This is a genomic window from Dyella sp. AD56 (assembly GCF_002878475.1).
Taxonomy (GTDB): Bacteria; Pseudomonadota; Gammaproteobacteria; order Xanthomonadales; family Rhodanobacteraceae; genus Dyella.
Map to the genome: position 1 here is coordinate 1 of NZ_NRDP01000019.1, position 14,172 is coordinate 14,172.

Consider the following 14,172-nt stretch of genomic DNA (forward strand, 5'->3'; position numbering starts at 1 on the left):
GCCGGAGTGGCGGCCGAGGAAGCCGCCGGTGGCTGCGCGGCTGGCGCAGTGGCTGCCGGCGCCGGCTGCGGGGCCTGGCTAGCGTTGTCGTTGTTGTTGCTGCAGGCGGCGAGCGCGAGCAGGGCGGTACACATGAACGACAGACGCTTCAGCATGGTGATCCTCAATACTTTCACTTGGCTTGTAACGGACACGCCGGCCAACGGCCGGCGTGTCGGGGGCGTTTACTTGGCGGCGGAAGGGCCCGCGCCTTCGGCGGCGTGCAGGCCTTCGACATAACTGGCGACAGCGGCGATGTCCTTCTCGTCCAGCTTCTTGGCAATGCCCGGCATGATCTGCGCGTGGGCGTCCTCGCCCCAGACAGTGCCGTCGTGCCAGGCCTTCAGCGTGGCCTCGATGTACTGCGCGTGCTGGCTGGTGAGCTGCGGGTACATCGCGCCCGGGTTGCCGCGGCCATCAATGCTGTGGCACGCCATGCAGGCCGGTACGCCCTTGCTGGTGTCGCCCTGGCGATAGAGCTGCTGGCCGCGCTCGACCAGCGCCTGGTCGGCCACGCCCGGGAGCGCGCTCTTGCTGGCGAAGTAAGCACCAATGTCATGCATGTCCTGCTCGGACAGCGGTGTGGCCATGCCGAGCATGATCGGGTTCTGGCGCTTGCCAGACTTGAAGCTAGCGAGCTGGTGGACGATGTACGCCTCACTCTGGCCGGCGAGCTTGGGGTACTGGGGGTCGGTCGAGTTGCCGTCCATGCCGTGGCAGGCGCCGCAGACAGCGGCTTTACCCTGGCCGGCGGTGACGTCACCCGGTTTCACGGCGGCAGTGGCTTCGGCCGGCTTGGCGGCTTGTTCGGCGGCAGCAGGGGTGGCGGAGGTGGCCGCCGGGGCGGGATTCTTGGCTTCCTGGGCGAAGATCGCTCCGGAAGACAACGCAAAAACGAGGGCTACGGCATAACGAACTACAGCGGGCCGGAAACCGGCAGGCCGAAAACTCATACACTTGTCTCCCGAAATACTGCTGTGGCTGCACGGTCCGCGCTGGCCAGCACGTCCGCAACTGGCAGAAACTCCCGGATTATCTCTGCGCCACCTTACCTGGTCAAACCATGTCCAATCCATTGCAGGGAGCCCAGTTTGTACTGGCCGCCCACCAAATTTCGCAGCTTCCGAGTGACGATGGCGCCGAAGTCGCGTTCGCCGGTCGCTCCAACGCCGGCAAGTCCAGTGCGCTCAATACCTTGACCGCGCATCGCGGGCTTGCGCGCACTTCGAAAACACCCGGTCGCACGCAGCAGATGGTGGCGTTTTCGCTGCCTCCGTTGGCCCAGGGTGAAGGCGTGCCTGCGCTGCAGGCGCGACTAATTGACCTGCCCGGCTATGGCTACGCCAAGGTGCCCGAAGCCCTGCGCGAGCATTGGAAGAAGGAGATCGATGCTTACCTGCACCAGCGCCGCAGCCTGCGCGGTGTGGTGTTGATCGCCGATATTCGCCATCCGCTCAAGGACTTCGACCGGATGATGCTGGACTTCTGCTTCGCCACGCACCTGCCTTGCCACCTGTTGCTGACCAAGGCGGACAAATTGTCGCGGAACCAGGCCGCACAGGCGCTGGCGGCGCTGCGCAAGGAGTTCGCCGCTGGCGGCATACAGGCGACGGCTCAGGTCTTTTCCTCGCAGGCACGGACCGGCGTGGAGGAAGCACGCGACATGGTGATGCGTCTGCTCAACATGCCGCGGCAATAAGGCATGCGCCGGCATGGCCGGCGCTGCGCTCTCAGCGCTTGTCGAGCGCGTCCATGAAGATGGCGCACAGCGCTTCCATGCCCGCGCGATCTTCGTCGTCGAAGCGGGCCACGGACGGGCTATCCACATCCCACACGCCGAACAGGCTGCCATCACCACGCACCAGCGGCACAACGATCTCCGATTGGGACGCGGCATCGCAGGCAATGTGCCCGTCGAAGTCGTGGACGTCGCGCACGACCTGCGTTTCAAGCGTTTGCGCGGCGGTTCCGCACACACCGCGACCCAGCGCGATGCGGATGCAGGCCGGCTTGCCCTGGAACGGCCCCACCACCAACTCGGTGCCGTCGTAGAGATAGAAACCGCACCAGTTGAGATCGGGAACGCTGTGATAGATGAGTGCGGAGAAATTCGCCGCATTGGCGATCATGTCCGGCTCGCCTTCGATCAGGCCGCGGGCCTGGCTGCACAGGTCTTCGTACTGTTCGCGTTTGCTGGCGTAGGCCTGCGTCTTCACTTCATACATGGGATCGGATCCTCTTGAGTCGTCCGGCGTCGCTGGCGTCAGGGGCGCGAGGCGCGGGCGGTCGAGCACAAAGGACGTATTATGCGCCGGTGAGGCGCCGTCGGCACGGCAGTGCCAGGCTCCGCCATCAGGGGAAAGCTCATGTCGACTTTGTTTATTGCAGGCACCGACACTGGCGTCGGCAAGACCCATGCGACCTGCGCGCTGCTGCATGCGCTACATGCGCGTGGCATACACGCGTGCGGCATGAAACCCGTGGCCAGTGGCTGCGTGGAAACACCGGACGGGTTGCGCAACGATGATGCGTTGGCGCTGATTGCTGCGGGCGGCGCACCCATGCCCTACGAATGGGTGAATCCGGTGGCGCTGCGCGAACCGTTGTCGCCGAATCTGGCCGCGGCGCGCGAAGGCGTAGAGATCCGACTTGCCCCGCTGTACGAGGCTTTCGAACGCCTGCGCGGCATGCACGATGCGGTGCTCGTCGAAGGCGTGGGTGGCTGGTTGGTGCCGCTGTCACGCAGCTTGCTGGCCTCGGACATTGCCCGTCAGTGGCAATTGCCGGTGGTGCTGGTCGTCGGTCTGCGGCTGGGTTGCCTCAATCATGCTTTGTTGTCCGCCCGGGCTATCGCCACGGACGGTTGCCGGCTAGTGGGTTGGATCGGCAACCGCATCGATCCGGCGATGGAAGCCGTGGACGAGAACATCGAAACCCTGCGCCATCATCTGCCCGCGCCGTGCCTGGGCATACTTCCGCATGGCGTAGCGCCGCACGACGCGGCGGCTCATCTGGATCTGTCGCTGATCTTGGAATGACGTTCACGCGGCGCGTGCTGGGATGCACGTGTCGACATCGCAGGAGGCACCCATGAGCACGCGCAGCCACTACTACCTCTCCATCGCCGATCTCGCGCAGGCACGCGGACCGGTGCCGGCACTCAGCTACGACGGTGCCGGCCCGAACGATCTTGCTGCTGCAGTGCAAAACGCGATGCGCACGCCGGGATTGTTCGAGCGCTGGCGCGCCATGCAGGATGAGCCGGATGACGTGGACCCCTCGCTTGGAGCGGTCGATCCGCAAGCCACCGCGAGCGCACGGGTCGCCGACCTGCGCACGGACATGGACCTGATCACCGACCTCCCCATGAGCATCGTGCGGCACCGGCTCAACTTGCTGATTGGCAACAGTTGGCAGTTGCGGGATATGCGCAAGGCCTGATCGCCCCGGCGTCACATGTTGCGTCGCGCCCGCCGCGGTGCGGTGTCCAGTACTTCCAGCCCTTGGCACCCGAGCCGGCGTATGGTTAGTCTCAGGGTTCGTTTGTCACGTTTCCATGGGGAACCCCGATGCTTCGTCTCCGCACTCTAGTCATAGCCACCACCATCGCGCTCGCCGCCTGCTCGCAGCAGTCGAACGAGCAGGCACAGCAGCCCGCGCCCGCACCGGCGAGCACGGCGCCGGCCAAGGCCTCCACGGCTGCTCCCGCTCCTGAAGTCAGTGCGGTCAATCCGTTCCTGGAGCAGAGCACGCTGCCGTTCCAGGCGCCGCCGTTCGACAAGATCAAGGACGGTGACTACCAGCCCGCCTTCGAAGAAGGTATGAAGCAGCACCTGGTGGAGATCCAGAAGATCGCCGACAACCCGGATGCGCCGACCTTCGAGAACACCTTCGTCCCGATGGAGAAGTCGGGCCGGTTGCTGACCCGCGTGATGCAGGCATTCAACGCCGTCAGCGGCGCCAACACCGACGACACGCTACAAAAGGTGCAGGAAGACGAGGCGCCGAAGTTCGCCGAGCACCAGGACGCTATCGTGATGAACGACAAGCTGTTCGCGCGCATCGAGACCATCTACAACCAGCGTGATTCGCTCAAGCTTGATCCGGAATCCAAGCGCCTGGTCGAAGTGACCTACAAGAATTTCGTGCGCGGCGGCGCCAAGCTGTCCGAGGCCGACAAGGCCAAGCTCAAGGACCTCAACAAGGAAGAGTCCAGCCTGAGCACCCAGTTCACCAACAAGCTGCTGGCTGCAACCAAGGCCGGTGCGCTGGTGGTGGACGACAAGAGCAAGCTCGATGGCATGTCCGAGGGCGACGTTGCCGCCGCTGCTGAAGCCGCCAAGGCCCGCAAGCTCGACGGCAAGTGGGCGGTCACGCTGCAGAACACCACGCAGCAGCCGGCGTTGGAGAACATCAATGATCGCGCCACGCGCGAACAGCTGTTCAAGAACTCGTGGGATCGCGCGGAGCACAGCGACGCCAACGACACGCGTGACCTGATCGCCCGCATCGCCCAGATCCGCGCCGAACAGGCCAAGCTGCTGGGTTATCCGAACTACGCCGCGTGGAAGCTGGAAGACCAGATGGCGAAGACGCCTGAAGCGGCGATCGGCTTCATGGACAAGTTGGCTCCCGCCGCCACCGCTCGCGCCGAGAAGGAAGCCAAGGACATCCAGGACGTGATCGACCAGCAGAAGGGTGGCTTCAAGGTCGAGGCATGGGACTGGGAGCACTACTCCGAGCAGGTGCGCAAGGCCAAGTACGACCTCGATGAATCGCAGGTCAAGCAGTACTTCGAACTGGACAATGTACTGCAGAACGGCGTGTTCTATGCCGCCAACCAGCTCTACGGCCTGACCTTCAAGGAGCGCAAGGACATCCCCGTCTGGCAGCCTGACGTGCGCGTGTTCGAAGTGTTCGACAAGGACGGCACCTCCATGGCGCTGTTCTATTGCGACTACTTCAAGCGCGACAACAAGAACGGCGGCGCGTGGATGAGCAACCTGGTCGACCAGTCCAAGCTGCTGGACACCAAGCCGGTAGTGTTCAACGTCGCCAACTTCACCAAGCCCGCGCCGGGCCAGCCGGCCCTGCTGTCGTCGGACGACGTGATCACCATGTTCCATGAGTTCGGCCATGGCCTGCACGGCATGTTCGCCAACTCGCAGTACCCGAGCCTGTCGGGCACCGCGACCGCTCGTGACTTCGTGGAATTCCCGTCGCAGTTCAACGAGCACTGGGCCAGCGATCCGAAGATCTTCGCCAACTACGCGAAGAACTATAAGACCGGCGAGCCGATGCCGCAGGAGCTGGTCGACAAGCTCAAGAAGTCCAAGACCTTCAACAAGGGTTACGACATGACCGAGCTGGTCGGTGCCGCGCTGCTCGACATGAGCTGGCACAGCCTGTCGGCCGATACGCCGAAGCAGGATCCGGACAAGTTCGAGATGGACGCGCTCACCAAGGCCAAGATCAACCTGAGCTACGTGCCGCCGCGCTACCGTTCCAGCTACTTCCAGCACATCTGGGGCAACGGCTACGCTGCCGGTTACTACGCCTACCTGTGGACGGAAATGCTGGCTGACGATGCCTTCCAGGGCTTCGAAGACAAGGGCGGCCTGACCCGCGAGAACGGCGATCGCTTCCGCGCGATGATTCTCTCGCAGGGCAACACGCAGGATCTGGCCACCCTGTACAAGAAGTGGCGCGGCAAGGATCCGAGCATCGAGCCGATGCTGCTGAACCGTGGCCTCAAGGAAGCGCCGCAGAAGAAGTAATTGCGGCCATGTGCTGAAAAGGAAAAGGGCCGGCTATGCCGGCCCTTTTTATTGCGAGCGAGCCATGGAGCCCGCGTGTGGACCAGATGCAGATCATCGTCACGAGTAAGCACACGACACTTTGTGCTGCCCTTCTTGATCTGCTTTCCTCAATCCGGGGCTAGGCAACCTTAGCCCAGGGGTATCTTTAGTGCCCCGCACTTTCACCGGCATCGGGCCCACCGCCAGGACGCTGATTGGATTCCACCCAATGGCGTAGCTCGCCCCACGCAGTCGCGATCTGATCCGGCGTAAAACCACAGTGCGCATAGCCTTTGGCGTCGGTGAACGGTTGCTGCGGCACACGCATGGGGGGCAAGGCTTCTTGAACCAGGTTCGGATCATTGCCGCTGTCGTGCACGGCCTTCAGCAACGCGCTCTCTTCTAACTCGCTCGGCACTAACGGATCGACGGAGTTGTAGATAGAGATCAATTTGGTATTGAACTTGCCCGTCGCCTTGTGCCATTCGGTGGCATATGCGAGAGCGCGTGGGTCGGCACGGATCCGCTGGATGTCCCGGTTCAATGCATGGGTTTCGTCGACGCTCAGATAGGGACTGGAGTAGACCTTAGCCGTGTTGTCGTAGATCGACCCGCCAAAGGTTGTTTCTATATCGTCCATGCCATAACTGACGGTCACAATCGGTTGAAGAAAAGAACCCAAGTCCTTCTCTGCACCCGTGGCAGCCGCGATGTTATCGATCATGCGTTGCTCAGGGCCGGTAGGGTTCGCCTGCGCTGCCGCGAATAATTTGACGATGGGGGCGGCCAGTCGCTTCAACTGCATCAACGTGTAAAGCGGCGTTACCGATTTGAACGCTGGCGATGTCCAGGTGGATAGTGCCGAATGATCGATGCGCTGATCACCGGGGAGGCTATAGGCCGTGCCATGCGTGAAGTAGTTATAGGCGGCACGCAGATCGATAAGATGGCCAATTTCCCCCGGCCAACTGTCCACCACACCACATGCGGCCAAGGCACCCGAGAAGTCGGCGGGATACCGCTCGATCAGGCCCTCAGTAATGTTGCCGCCCATGGAAGCACCAATCAAATAAGCACGCGTGCTTCCGAACCGAGTCAAGAATTGGTTCAACCGATGGGTGTTCTCAATGCCGGTCTGCACGCCTATGCCCGCTTTATCGTAGGCGCTCAGTCCAACGGCGAAACCTTGTGAATAAGGAATTCGATAGACCCCGAAGTCATCACCCTTCAGCGGGTTGTCGGTGATTTCGATGTTATTGCGAGTACCTGGAGGGCTGTATCCGTTCGCAAACAACACGGCCTGTTTGTTCCAGCGCCACGGGATAGCCAGCGAGAACGCGCGACCATCGAGCTCTCCGTTCAATCGCATGCCGCCGTCATCCAAGGGTGCGCCAGTGACATCCTGTGCACCGGCCCGTTGAGCGGCTTGCACCAGCGCTTGTTGGTCCGCACTCAGCTTCGTGCGCGAGCAGCCCGCAAGCATGACGACGAAGGCCACACTGAGTGTGAGGCTTAAGCCCCTCACTAAACGTTCCAATCCGGTCATAACTTAGTGCTCCATATAGCCATTTGAACGGCGCTAAACGATGACGAGCCATGCCTTCGCATCAGAAACTCCCGGTTACGCGAAGCATGAACGTGCGCGGTTGCATGTAGTTCACGTCATGCCAGGGCACGCCACCAACGTCGGCGAAGCCGGAGTAGGAGGAGGTGATTCCGTGCTTGTTGGTGAGATTGGTGACCGTTAGCGAGAACTCGGGGTACGTCGGCAATGAGGATGTTCCCAAACGAATTTGCGCGTCGTACTCGCTATAGCCATAGATGGAATCGGGCTGGTTGATGCCGTAGCTGGTGCGCCCAATGAAGGCCTGGCTAAGGTAGCCGCCGATGTACCAGCTGCTACCCAGACTATGCTGATAGTCGGCGGTGGCTGCTGTCTGCCACTTCGGCGACAAAGGCCACGGCGTACCCGAGGGCTCGATCTGGCCCGTGGAGACTTCGAAGGGTTGCTTGGTGCGGGCGCTATCGTAGGTGGCCGACAGGTGGAAGCTGAGCCCCGGCACGGATCGCGGCAAGTAGGCGGATGAAAGCTCCACGCCTTTGCTGACAACGCGACCTACGTTGTCGATGTACGAGCTCAAGCCATCCGCAACGAACACCAGTACCTGCGGATTTTTCCAGTTCTCATAGAAGGCGGTGGCATCGAACGAAAGCGTGCGATCAAGCCACTGGCTACGCAGGCCGAATTCGTAATTCCAGATAGTGTCCGTTTTGAACTGGTTCGGGACGGGCGCGACAGAGAACAGACCCGCCGTTCCCCATTGCAAACCGCCTACGCGATAGCCCTTGGAGACGGACGTGTAAAGCATCGCGTTGTCATTGATGTTCCAACTCAACGCAGCTTTCGGATTGAAACCATCGTTGTGAACGGTGCCCTGATTCAATAGCCCTTGGGGATGGCCGCTTATGTCTACCAGCAGGCCAGTGTTGTTCACCCAGCCGCCTGAAAAGGCACGATAGAAGCGCCCTCCCAGGCCGAAGTTGAACCCATCACCAAGGTCGCGGCTAACATCGAAGAACGCGGCTTCCTCGCGTACCTTGATGTTCATTTGGATGTTGACGTAATCGGGTTGGCCAAAGAGATACCAGGCGTTACCGAGATCCGGCAACACTTGGTTGAGCAACCCCACAGTGGTCGGCACTGGCAGGCTCGGCGAACCCAGCGCGAGTACGTCCTCGCCCCGAATCTGTTGGCGCATGCCATAGATACCCGCCACCCAGTTCCAGGGTGAATCCGGGTTGTTGGATACCAAACGGATCTCCTGGCTAGCGGTACTGGAACGGCTTTGGTCGATGGTATTGGCGATCGGATAGATGCCCCCGGCGACCACCGCGTTGGATCCCTCGTTCACCTGATCGAGATCCTTGCGTACGTATCCGCTTTCAGAGATCAGTTTGAACTTGCCGAAGTCGTAGTCCACTTTTAACGACGCCAGATTGAAGCGTTGACTGTTGGGGCTAAGCCTTGGACTGACGCTATTGACCAGGTCGCCGTTGCGATTGTCCGCAAGGCCATCGTCATCACGCTTGTTTTCCTGATTGGCGAACATCAGTTGAATATTCAGCGGGTCGATCGGCTTCCACGCCAGAATCGCGCGGCCACCCGTTTGGCGTCCGCGCTCGCTGTCTTTGCGGTTGAGTTGGGTGTTGTCGATGTAGCCCGGAAGCGCCTGATCATAGGCCACCACGCGAAGCGCCAGGCGGTTGCTCTTATCGAGCGGCAAGTTCAGTGCGGCGCCGCCACCAAAGGCGTTACTACCTCCGTCAACAGCGCCGTACTGGAGATAGTATTTGCCGCCCCACTGCCCGAACTCCGGCTGATTTGGGACATAGCGCACCGCGCCGTTCAAAGCTGCCGCACCATACAAAGTGCCTTGAGGGCCTTTGAGTACCTCGACGTCCTGCATGTCGAAGGGATTGGGATCGACACTCAGGCGCGGCGCGTAGTAATCGGTCAGTGAGAGATCATCGAATAGCAAGCCCGTGGTGGGATTGGTGTTGGCTTCGCTGGATATGCCCCGAACCGTGATGCGTTGATCACCATTACCAGCTGAGGTGACCGAAATGCCGGGCACCAGTTTGACGATATCGTTGATGTTCTGCGTGCCACGCTTGTCCAAGTCGTCGGCCGTGATCGCGTTGATCGTGGCGGGAATCTTTTCGACCGACTCCTCACGCTTGGTGGCGGTCACCACCACGGCTTGCAGCTCAGTCGGCTTGGTCGTGGGGTTAGTGGCCTTAGGCGAACCCGAAGTGGAAGCTGAGGAGGTGCCGGGAGAGGACGCGGACGATGGCGGGCTCGATGTGTCCTGCGCATGCAGTCCTTGTATGCCGAGCCCGGCGCCGGCCAGCACCAGTGCCAACGAGCGATAGAGCTGCTGCTGTGCCATTCGTTTCATTTGCGTCCCCTCGGTCAACATCTCGTTGCAGATAGAGAAGGGCACAAACCGGTGGTGATACGCGGCGACCGATTGGTATCGATATCATGACGCTGCGAAAAATTCGCCCGGATGGAACTTGGGCGGACTTGGATCGGCCGAGCCTTCACGTTTTCACGATCAGTCTGCAGGACCAGCGGTCGCCAAGAATTCCAAAAAAATCCGATTATTTTGGAATAGGGCTTTTGGGCAATTCGATTGTGATGGGGCACCCGAGATCACTGGCCGCCCCTTGGAACCGGGGCGGCGGGCTACGCTCTTCTACTGCGAAGGTCATGTGACCATGCCCCTACGTTATCCACCGGCCCATAGCGAACATCACGCATACCCTTTGCATATCGGCCAGCTCTTTCGCTCTGCGCTCGATACGCATAGCGATGAGGTGCTCGTAGGGAGTGACGGTCAGCGGTTCGACTATCCTTCGTTCGGCGCACGGGTGCACCAGTTGGCGCACGCGCTGACCGCGCTGGGCGTTGGCCCGGGAGATGTCGTCTCGGTGATGGACTGGGACAGTCACCGGTATTTGGAATGCTATTTTGCCATTCCGATGCTCGGCGCTGTGCTGCATACCGTCAACGTTCGGCTATCGCTGGAACAGATGGCTTATACGTTGGAGAGCGCCGGTCCGAGCGTGCTGCTTTTTCATAGTGACTTCGAACCGTTGGTGGCTCAGATTGCGCCGCGCCTGTCGCCGATCGTTCCATTGGTTTTCATGCGCGATCAGCCCTCATGCACATCCCGGCTGGAGCCGCTTGGCGAGTACGAGGAGTTGATCGCTCGCTATCCGAATGACTATCCGTTTCAAGATGTGGACGAACTAGCGCAAGCCACGACCTTCCACACAACGGGCACCACCGGACAACCCAAGGCGGTAGGATTCAGTCATCGTCAGCTCGTACTGCACACATTGGCCGTGATGGGTGCGCTAGGCACACAGCCCGCTGGCCAGGGTCTGCGCCGCGGTGATGTGTATATGCCAATCACGCCGATGTTTCACGTGCATGCATGGGGTATCCCATTTATTGCGACCGTGCTCGGGTTGAAACAAGTGTATCCAGGGCGTTACGAAGCTGCGCGATTGCTCAAGCTACGCAGAGAAGAGGGCGTCAGTTTCTCGCACTGTGTGCCAACGGTACTGACCATGATTCTGGACGCCTTCTCGTCGGAGGACCATGTGGAACAGCCCTGGACAGTTCTCGTGGGTGGCTCGGCGCTCTCCCGAGACCTCCACCGCAGAGCCGCTGCGTGCGGAATCACGGCAGTGACGGGATACGGCATGTCAGAAACCGCACCCGTATTGTCCATTGCCTTTTCCTTCGCAGAAGCAGCCGATGCGAGGGAAGAGAGCTTGTGTAGTGCGGGTCATCCGGTGCCCTTGGTGCAGCTTCGCATCGTCGACGAGGCCATGACGACGTTGCCGGCGGACGGCGACGCTTGTGGAGAGTTGGTGGCGCGCGCACCGTGGCTGACATCGGCCTACCGGGGAGATGTTGCGGCGTCTCGGCAACTTTGGAGTGGTGGGTGGCTTCACACTCAAGATATGGCGAGCATCACCTCGGACGGGTGCGTTGAGATACGCGACCGATTGAAAGATGTGATCAAAACGGGTGGGGAATGGATCTCATCGGTGACGATGGAGATGCTGATCGCTAAGCATCCCAACATTGCCGCTGTCGCCTACGTTGGCATTGTTGATGCTCGCTGGGGTGAGCGACCGGCGGCATTCATCGTGCCCAAGGAGGGCGCATCCATCGATACGGAAACGTTGCGCGCGTATTTGGCCCCGCATGTGGAGAGTGGCGCGATCAGCCGTTACGCCTTGCCGGATCGGTGCGTGGTCCTTGAGCGACTGCCGCTGACCAGCGTCGGCAAAATTGACAAGAAAGCATTGCGTGCTCAGCTGGAGCAGGAGCGCACGCAATGAAATCGCCTCTCCACGGCGGAGGATGCGCGGAAGGATGGAGCGAGTAGTGCCAGCTAGGTTGATTGGTGGTGCTTGCGATACTGACCGGGGCTCATGCCGGTTTCTTCTTTGAAGACGGTTGCCATGTGGCTTTGGCTGTTGAAGCCTGCGTCAATGGCGATGGCGACGAGTGATTGGTCCGTCGTTTCGAGCCGGTGCCTGGCCAGACTGACGCGCTCAGCGATCACGCATTGGAGTGGCGTCATGCTGAGGTGATGCTTAAACGCCGCGATGAGATCCTGCTTGGACACCCCGGCCTGCGCGGCTAGCCCTTCCAAGCTAATTTTTTCCGATAACCGCTGCTGGATGAAGGTAAGTAGCCGGTGGATACCCTCGTTTGAAAGCGTGCGGTGGTGAGTAGCCCGGCTTCGGCGAGCCGTTGGCGACAGGAAGTTGCCATCAGGTGACGTTTCTTCGGGGTGCTCGCCGAATCGCCGATGGTACTCAAGGCGAAATCCGGACGTGTTGACGAAGCCGCGGTCCCGGATCCAGGTTTCGTCCGGCTGTGGGGCGTCACCAGACCTGAGTTCATCGCGGGCCCGTTCCAACCGCTCGCGGTACAACATCTGGCGGGGAGTCACTCCCTCGAACTGAAGAAAGCTGCGATTGAGCGAGGCGGTGCTGCAATCCAAATAGGCGGCCACGTCTTCACTGGTGATGTCAGCGTGAGCCTGCTCAACGATGAAACCCTTGGCTCGGTTCACCTGTGCACGCGATAGAAGCTGCATCGCCATGAATGCGTCGCTGTAGGTGTGCGGATGCATTTGCATCAACAACGAAATGGCGTAGTCCGTCAGATTGCTTTTCATCAGTTCGGGGACGGCGCTGACGTGCATAAGCGAGTCCATGCTCATCGTTACCGCCGCCCACAGCGCGCTCAACTCATGAGAGAACGGCTGTCCTTTGAAGATCGGTGGCAAATCGAGTGAACGGCCTATCCAGCGGGAACAGAAATCCAACAATTTCTGCTTGCTGATATGGACGTTCTCGTAGGCGAGGCCTTCGTGCCCGGCGATTTGTTGAACCGGTACGACGATGCCTGATCCGACCCTGGATGACTCGGTGCCGAGTTGAAAGGTGTTGTTCGCCGATGCGAACTTGATAAAGAAGGTTTCCCCAATATCGGGGCTCACATGAACTTTGACCGGCGCGTCGTAGTGGGTATGGCTATACCCTATATGGCCGAACTCGCGACCGCGTCTTTCCGAGGAAACATTCTTCACGCGGCAGAGGGGATCAATTCGTACGGCGTCGAAACCATAGATTTCCGACAGGCTATGGCGAATGGCATCGATGCCGCTGACCCTGTACGCGTCGGCGGAGCTATGGGCCAGTTCCATTTCTTGTAGATCGATGGACATTTACTCGCGATCCACGTTCTGGTCGTTGCAGCGATGGCCGCCGGGTTCGACGTACGGGCTCGAAGCTATGGACATCCTTTTGGGGAGTCAATTTGCGCTGCAATAGACGCTGTCTGTTGCGCCGCAGCAAGATGAGCTGACTATTCACGGGACTCGATCGTGCGATCGGGGCCCGCTCCGATGGGTGGCTATACGCCAAGGATCCAATCCCCGGCCAAGACCAAGGGCCGACGAAACGTCGACCCTTGCGTAGCGGCAGCGCCCCGTTACTTGCCAACGGCTATCGCAGCCTGTTCGATCCATTGGGCCACCGCGCCTGGGTTGGATACGTAGACGGCGTGGCTTCCCCCAACTTCCTTGACGGTGGCGCCGGCGCGCCGGGCCATGTCGCGCTGGGCGGGCGGCGGGATCATTTGGTCATCGCCCGCAACCAGATACCAGCTTGGCTTGGACTTCCACGCAGGGGTGGTCACCGCGCCCTGGAGGGCCGCGAGACCCCACGGCACTTGCGAGTCAGCCATGAAGCGGGCGGTCTGGGTGTCGACATCCGCAGCGAAGCTGGCCTGGAACTTCTCGTTGTCCAGCAATAGAAAACCGTCCTGGGGCGGCAGAATCGGGGGCACTGGCGCACCCGGCGGCGGGTTCGCGATCAGCGACGCCACGGACTCGCCGGCATCCGGGGCAAACGCGGTGATATAGACCAGTCCGGCCACCTTGGGATCGTTGCCGGCCTCGGTAACCACCACGCCACCGTAGGAGTGGCCGACCAGGATGACTGGCGCCTTCTGTCCTGCGATCACGCGCTTGGTGAATGCCACATCCTCGGCCAGCGAGGTCGTCGGGTTCTGCACTACGGTCACGTCATAGCCACGGCTCTTGAGCTGCTGGTAGACACCCTGCCAGCCGGAGCCGTCGACAAAGCCGCCGTGAATGAGAACGATGGACGCCTGGTTGTTCGTTGCAGTGTTCATGTGAGCCTCCCGTCTGTGATTGCGCTCTGGTGGAGAGCGGAC

The 14,172-nt window shown here is 60.8% G+C and carries 11 protein-coding genes; 5 read left to right on the top strand and 6 right to left on the bottom strand.

The window, feature by feature from the left end; all coding sequences use genetic code 11:
• Positions 1-224: 224 nt before the first annotated feature.
• Entirely contained in the window at positions 225-992 is a 768-nt protein-coding gene (locus tag DyAD56_RS13090) for a c-type cytochrome (RefSeq protein ID WP_199178964.1), read from the bottom strand.
• Between the two features lie 110 nt (positions 993-1,102).
• Between DyAD56_RS13090 and yihA the strand changes: the two genes are divergently transcribed.
• Complete coding sequence (gene yihA / locus DyAD56_RS13095; RefSeq protein ID WP_102303215.1) at positions 1,103-1,738, top strand: ribosome biogenesis GTP-binding protein YihA/YsxC; 636 nt, start codon at positions 1,103-1,105, stop codon at positions 1,736-1,738.
• A gap of 31 nt (positions 1,739-1,769) precedes the next feature.
• Here the strand turns inward: yihA and DyAD56_RS13100 are convergent, their stop codons facing one another.
• A complete protein-coding gene (locus DyAD56_RS13100; protein ID WP_102303216.1) occupies positions 1,770-2,264 on the bottom strand; it encodes a GAF domain-containing protein in 495 nt (164 codons plus the stop codon).
• Positions 2,265-2,405: 141 nt separating this feature from the next.
• Here DyAD56_RS13100 and bioD point away from each other — a divergent pair, with 141 nt between their 5' ends.
• The 3 genes from bioD to dcp all read left to right on the top strand — a co-directional run bounded on the left by bioD (position 2,406) and on the right by dcp (position 5,816).
• The gene (gene bioD, locus DyAD56_RS13105; protein WP_102303217.1) at positions 2,406-3,077 is read left to right on the top strand and encodes a dethiobiotin synthase; all 672 of its coding nucleotides are present in this window, start codon (positions 2,406-2,408) and stop codon (positions 3,075-3,077) included.
• Between the two features lie 52 nt (positions 3,078-3,129).
• A complete protein-coding gene (locus tag DyAD56_RS13110) occupies positions 3,130-3,480 on the top strand; it encodes a hypothetical protein (protein ID WP_102303218.1) in 351 nt (116 codons plus the stop codon).
• A 128-nt stretch (positions 3,481-3,608) separates the two neighbouring features.
• Complete coding sequence (gene dcp, locus DyAD56_RS13115) at positions 3,609-5,816, top strand: peptidyl-dipeptidase Dcp (RefSeq protein WP_102303219.1); 2,208 nt, start codon at positions 3,609-3,611, stop codon at positions 5,814-5,816.
• A gap of 187 nt (positions 5,817-6,003) precedes the next feature.
• Here the strand turns inward: dcp and DyAD56_RS13120 are convergent, their stop codons facing one another.
• Both DyAD56_RS13120 and DyAD56_RS13125 read right to left on the bottom strand, forming a co-directional pair.
• Positions 6,004-7,383: a hypothetical protein gene (locus DyAD56_RS13120; RefSeq protein WP_146010503.1), complete on the bottom strand. Its 1,380-nt coding sequence runs from the start codon at positions 7,381-7,383 to the stop codon at positions 6,004-6,006.
• 61 nt (positions 7,384-7,444) lie between these two features.
• Positions 7,445-9,796, bottom strand: coding sequence for a TonB-dependent receptor (locus DyAD56_RS13125; protein ID WP_158241333.1), 2,352 nt, complete (start codon positions 9,794-9,796; stop codon positions 7,445-7,447).
• A 322-nt stretch (positions 9,797-10,118) separates the two neighbouring features.
• Here DyAD56_RS13125 and DyAD56_RS13130 point away from each other — a divergent pair, with 322 nt between their 5' ends.
• Positions 10,119-11,759, top strand: coding sequence for a long-chain-fatty-acid--CoA ligase (locus DyAD56_RS13130; protein WP_102303247.1), 1,641 nt, complete (start codon positions 10,119-10,121; stop codon positions 11,757-11,759).
• 53 nt (positions 11,760-11,812) lie between these two features.
• On the opposite strand, the gene DyAD56_RS13135 is transcribed toward DyAD56_RS13130, so the two are convergent.
• Positions 11,813-13,159, bottom strand: a complete 1,347-nt coding sequence (locus DyAD56_RS13135) for a helix-turn-helix domain-containing protein (protein WP_102303222.1) — start codon at positions 13,157-13,159, stop codon at positions 11,813-11,815.
• A 266-nt stretch (positions 13,160-13,425) separates the two neighbouring features.
• Complete coding sequence (locus DyAD56_RS13140; RefSeq protein WP_102303223.1) at positions 13,426-14,130, bottom strand: alpha/beta hydrolase; 705 nt, start codon at positions 14,128-14,130, stop codon at positions 13,426-13,428.
• Positions 14,131-14,172 lie beyond the last annotated feature (42 nt).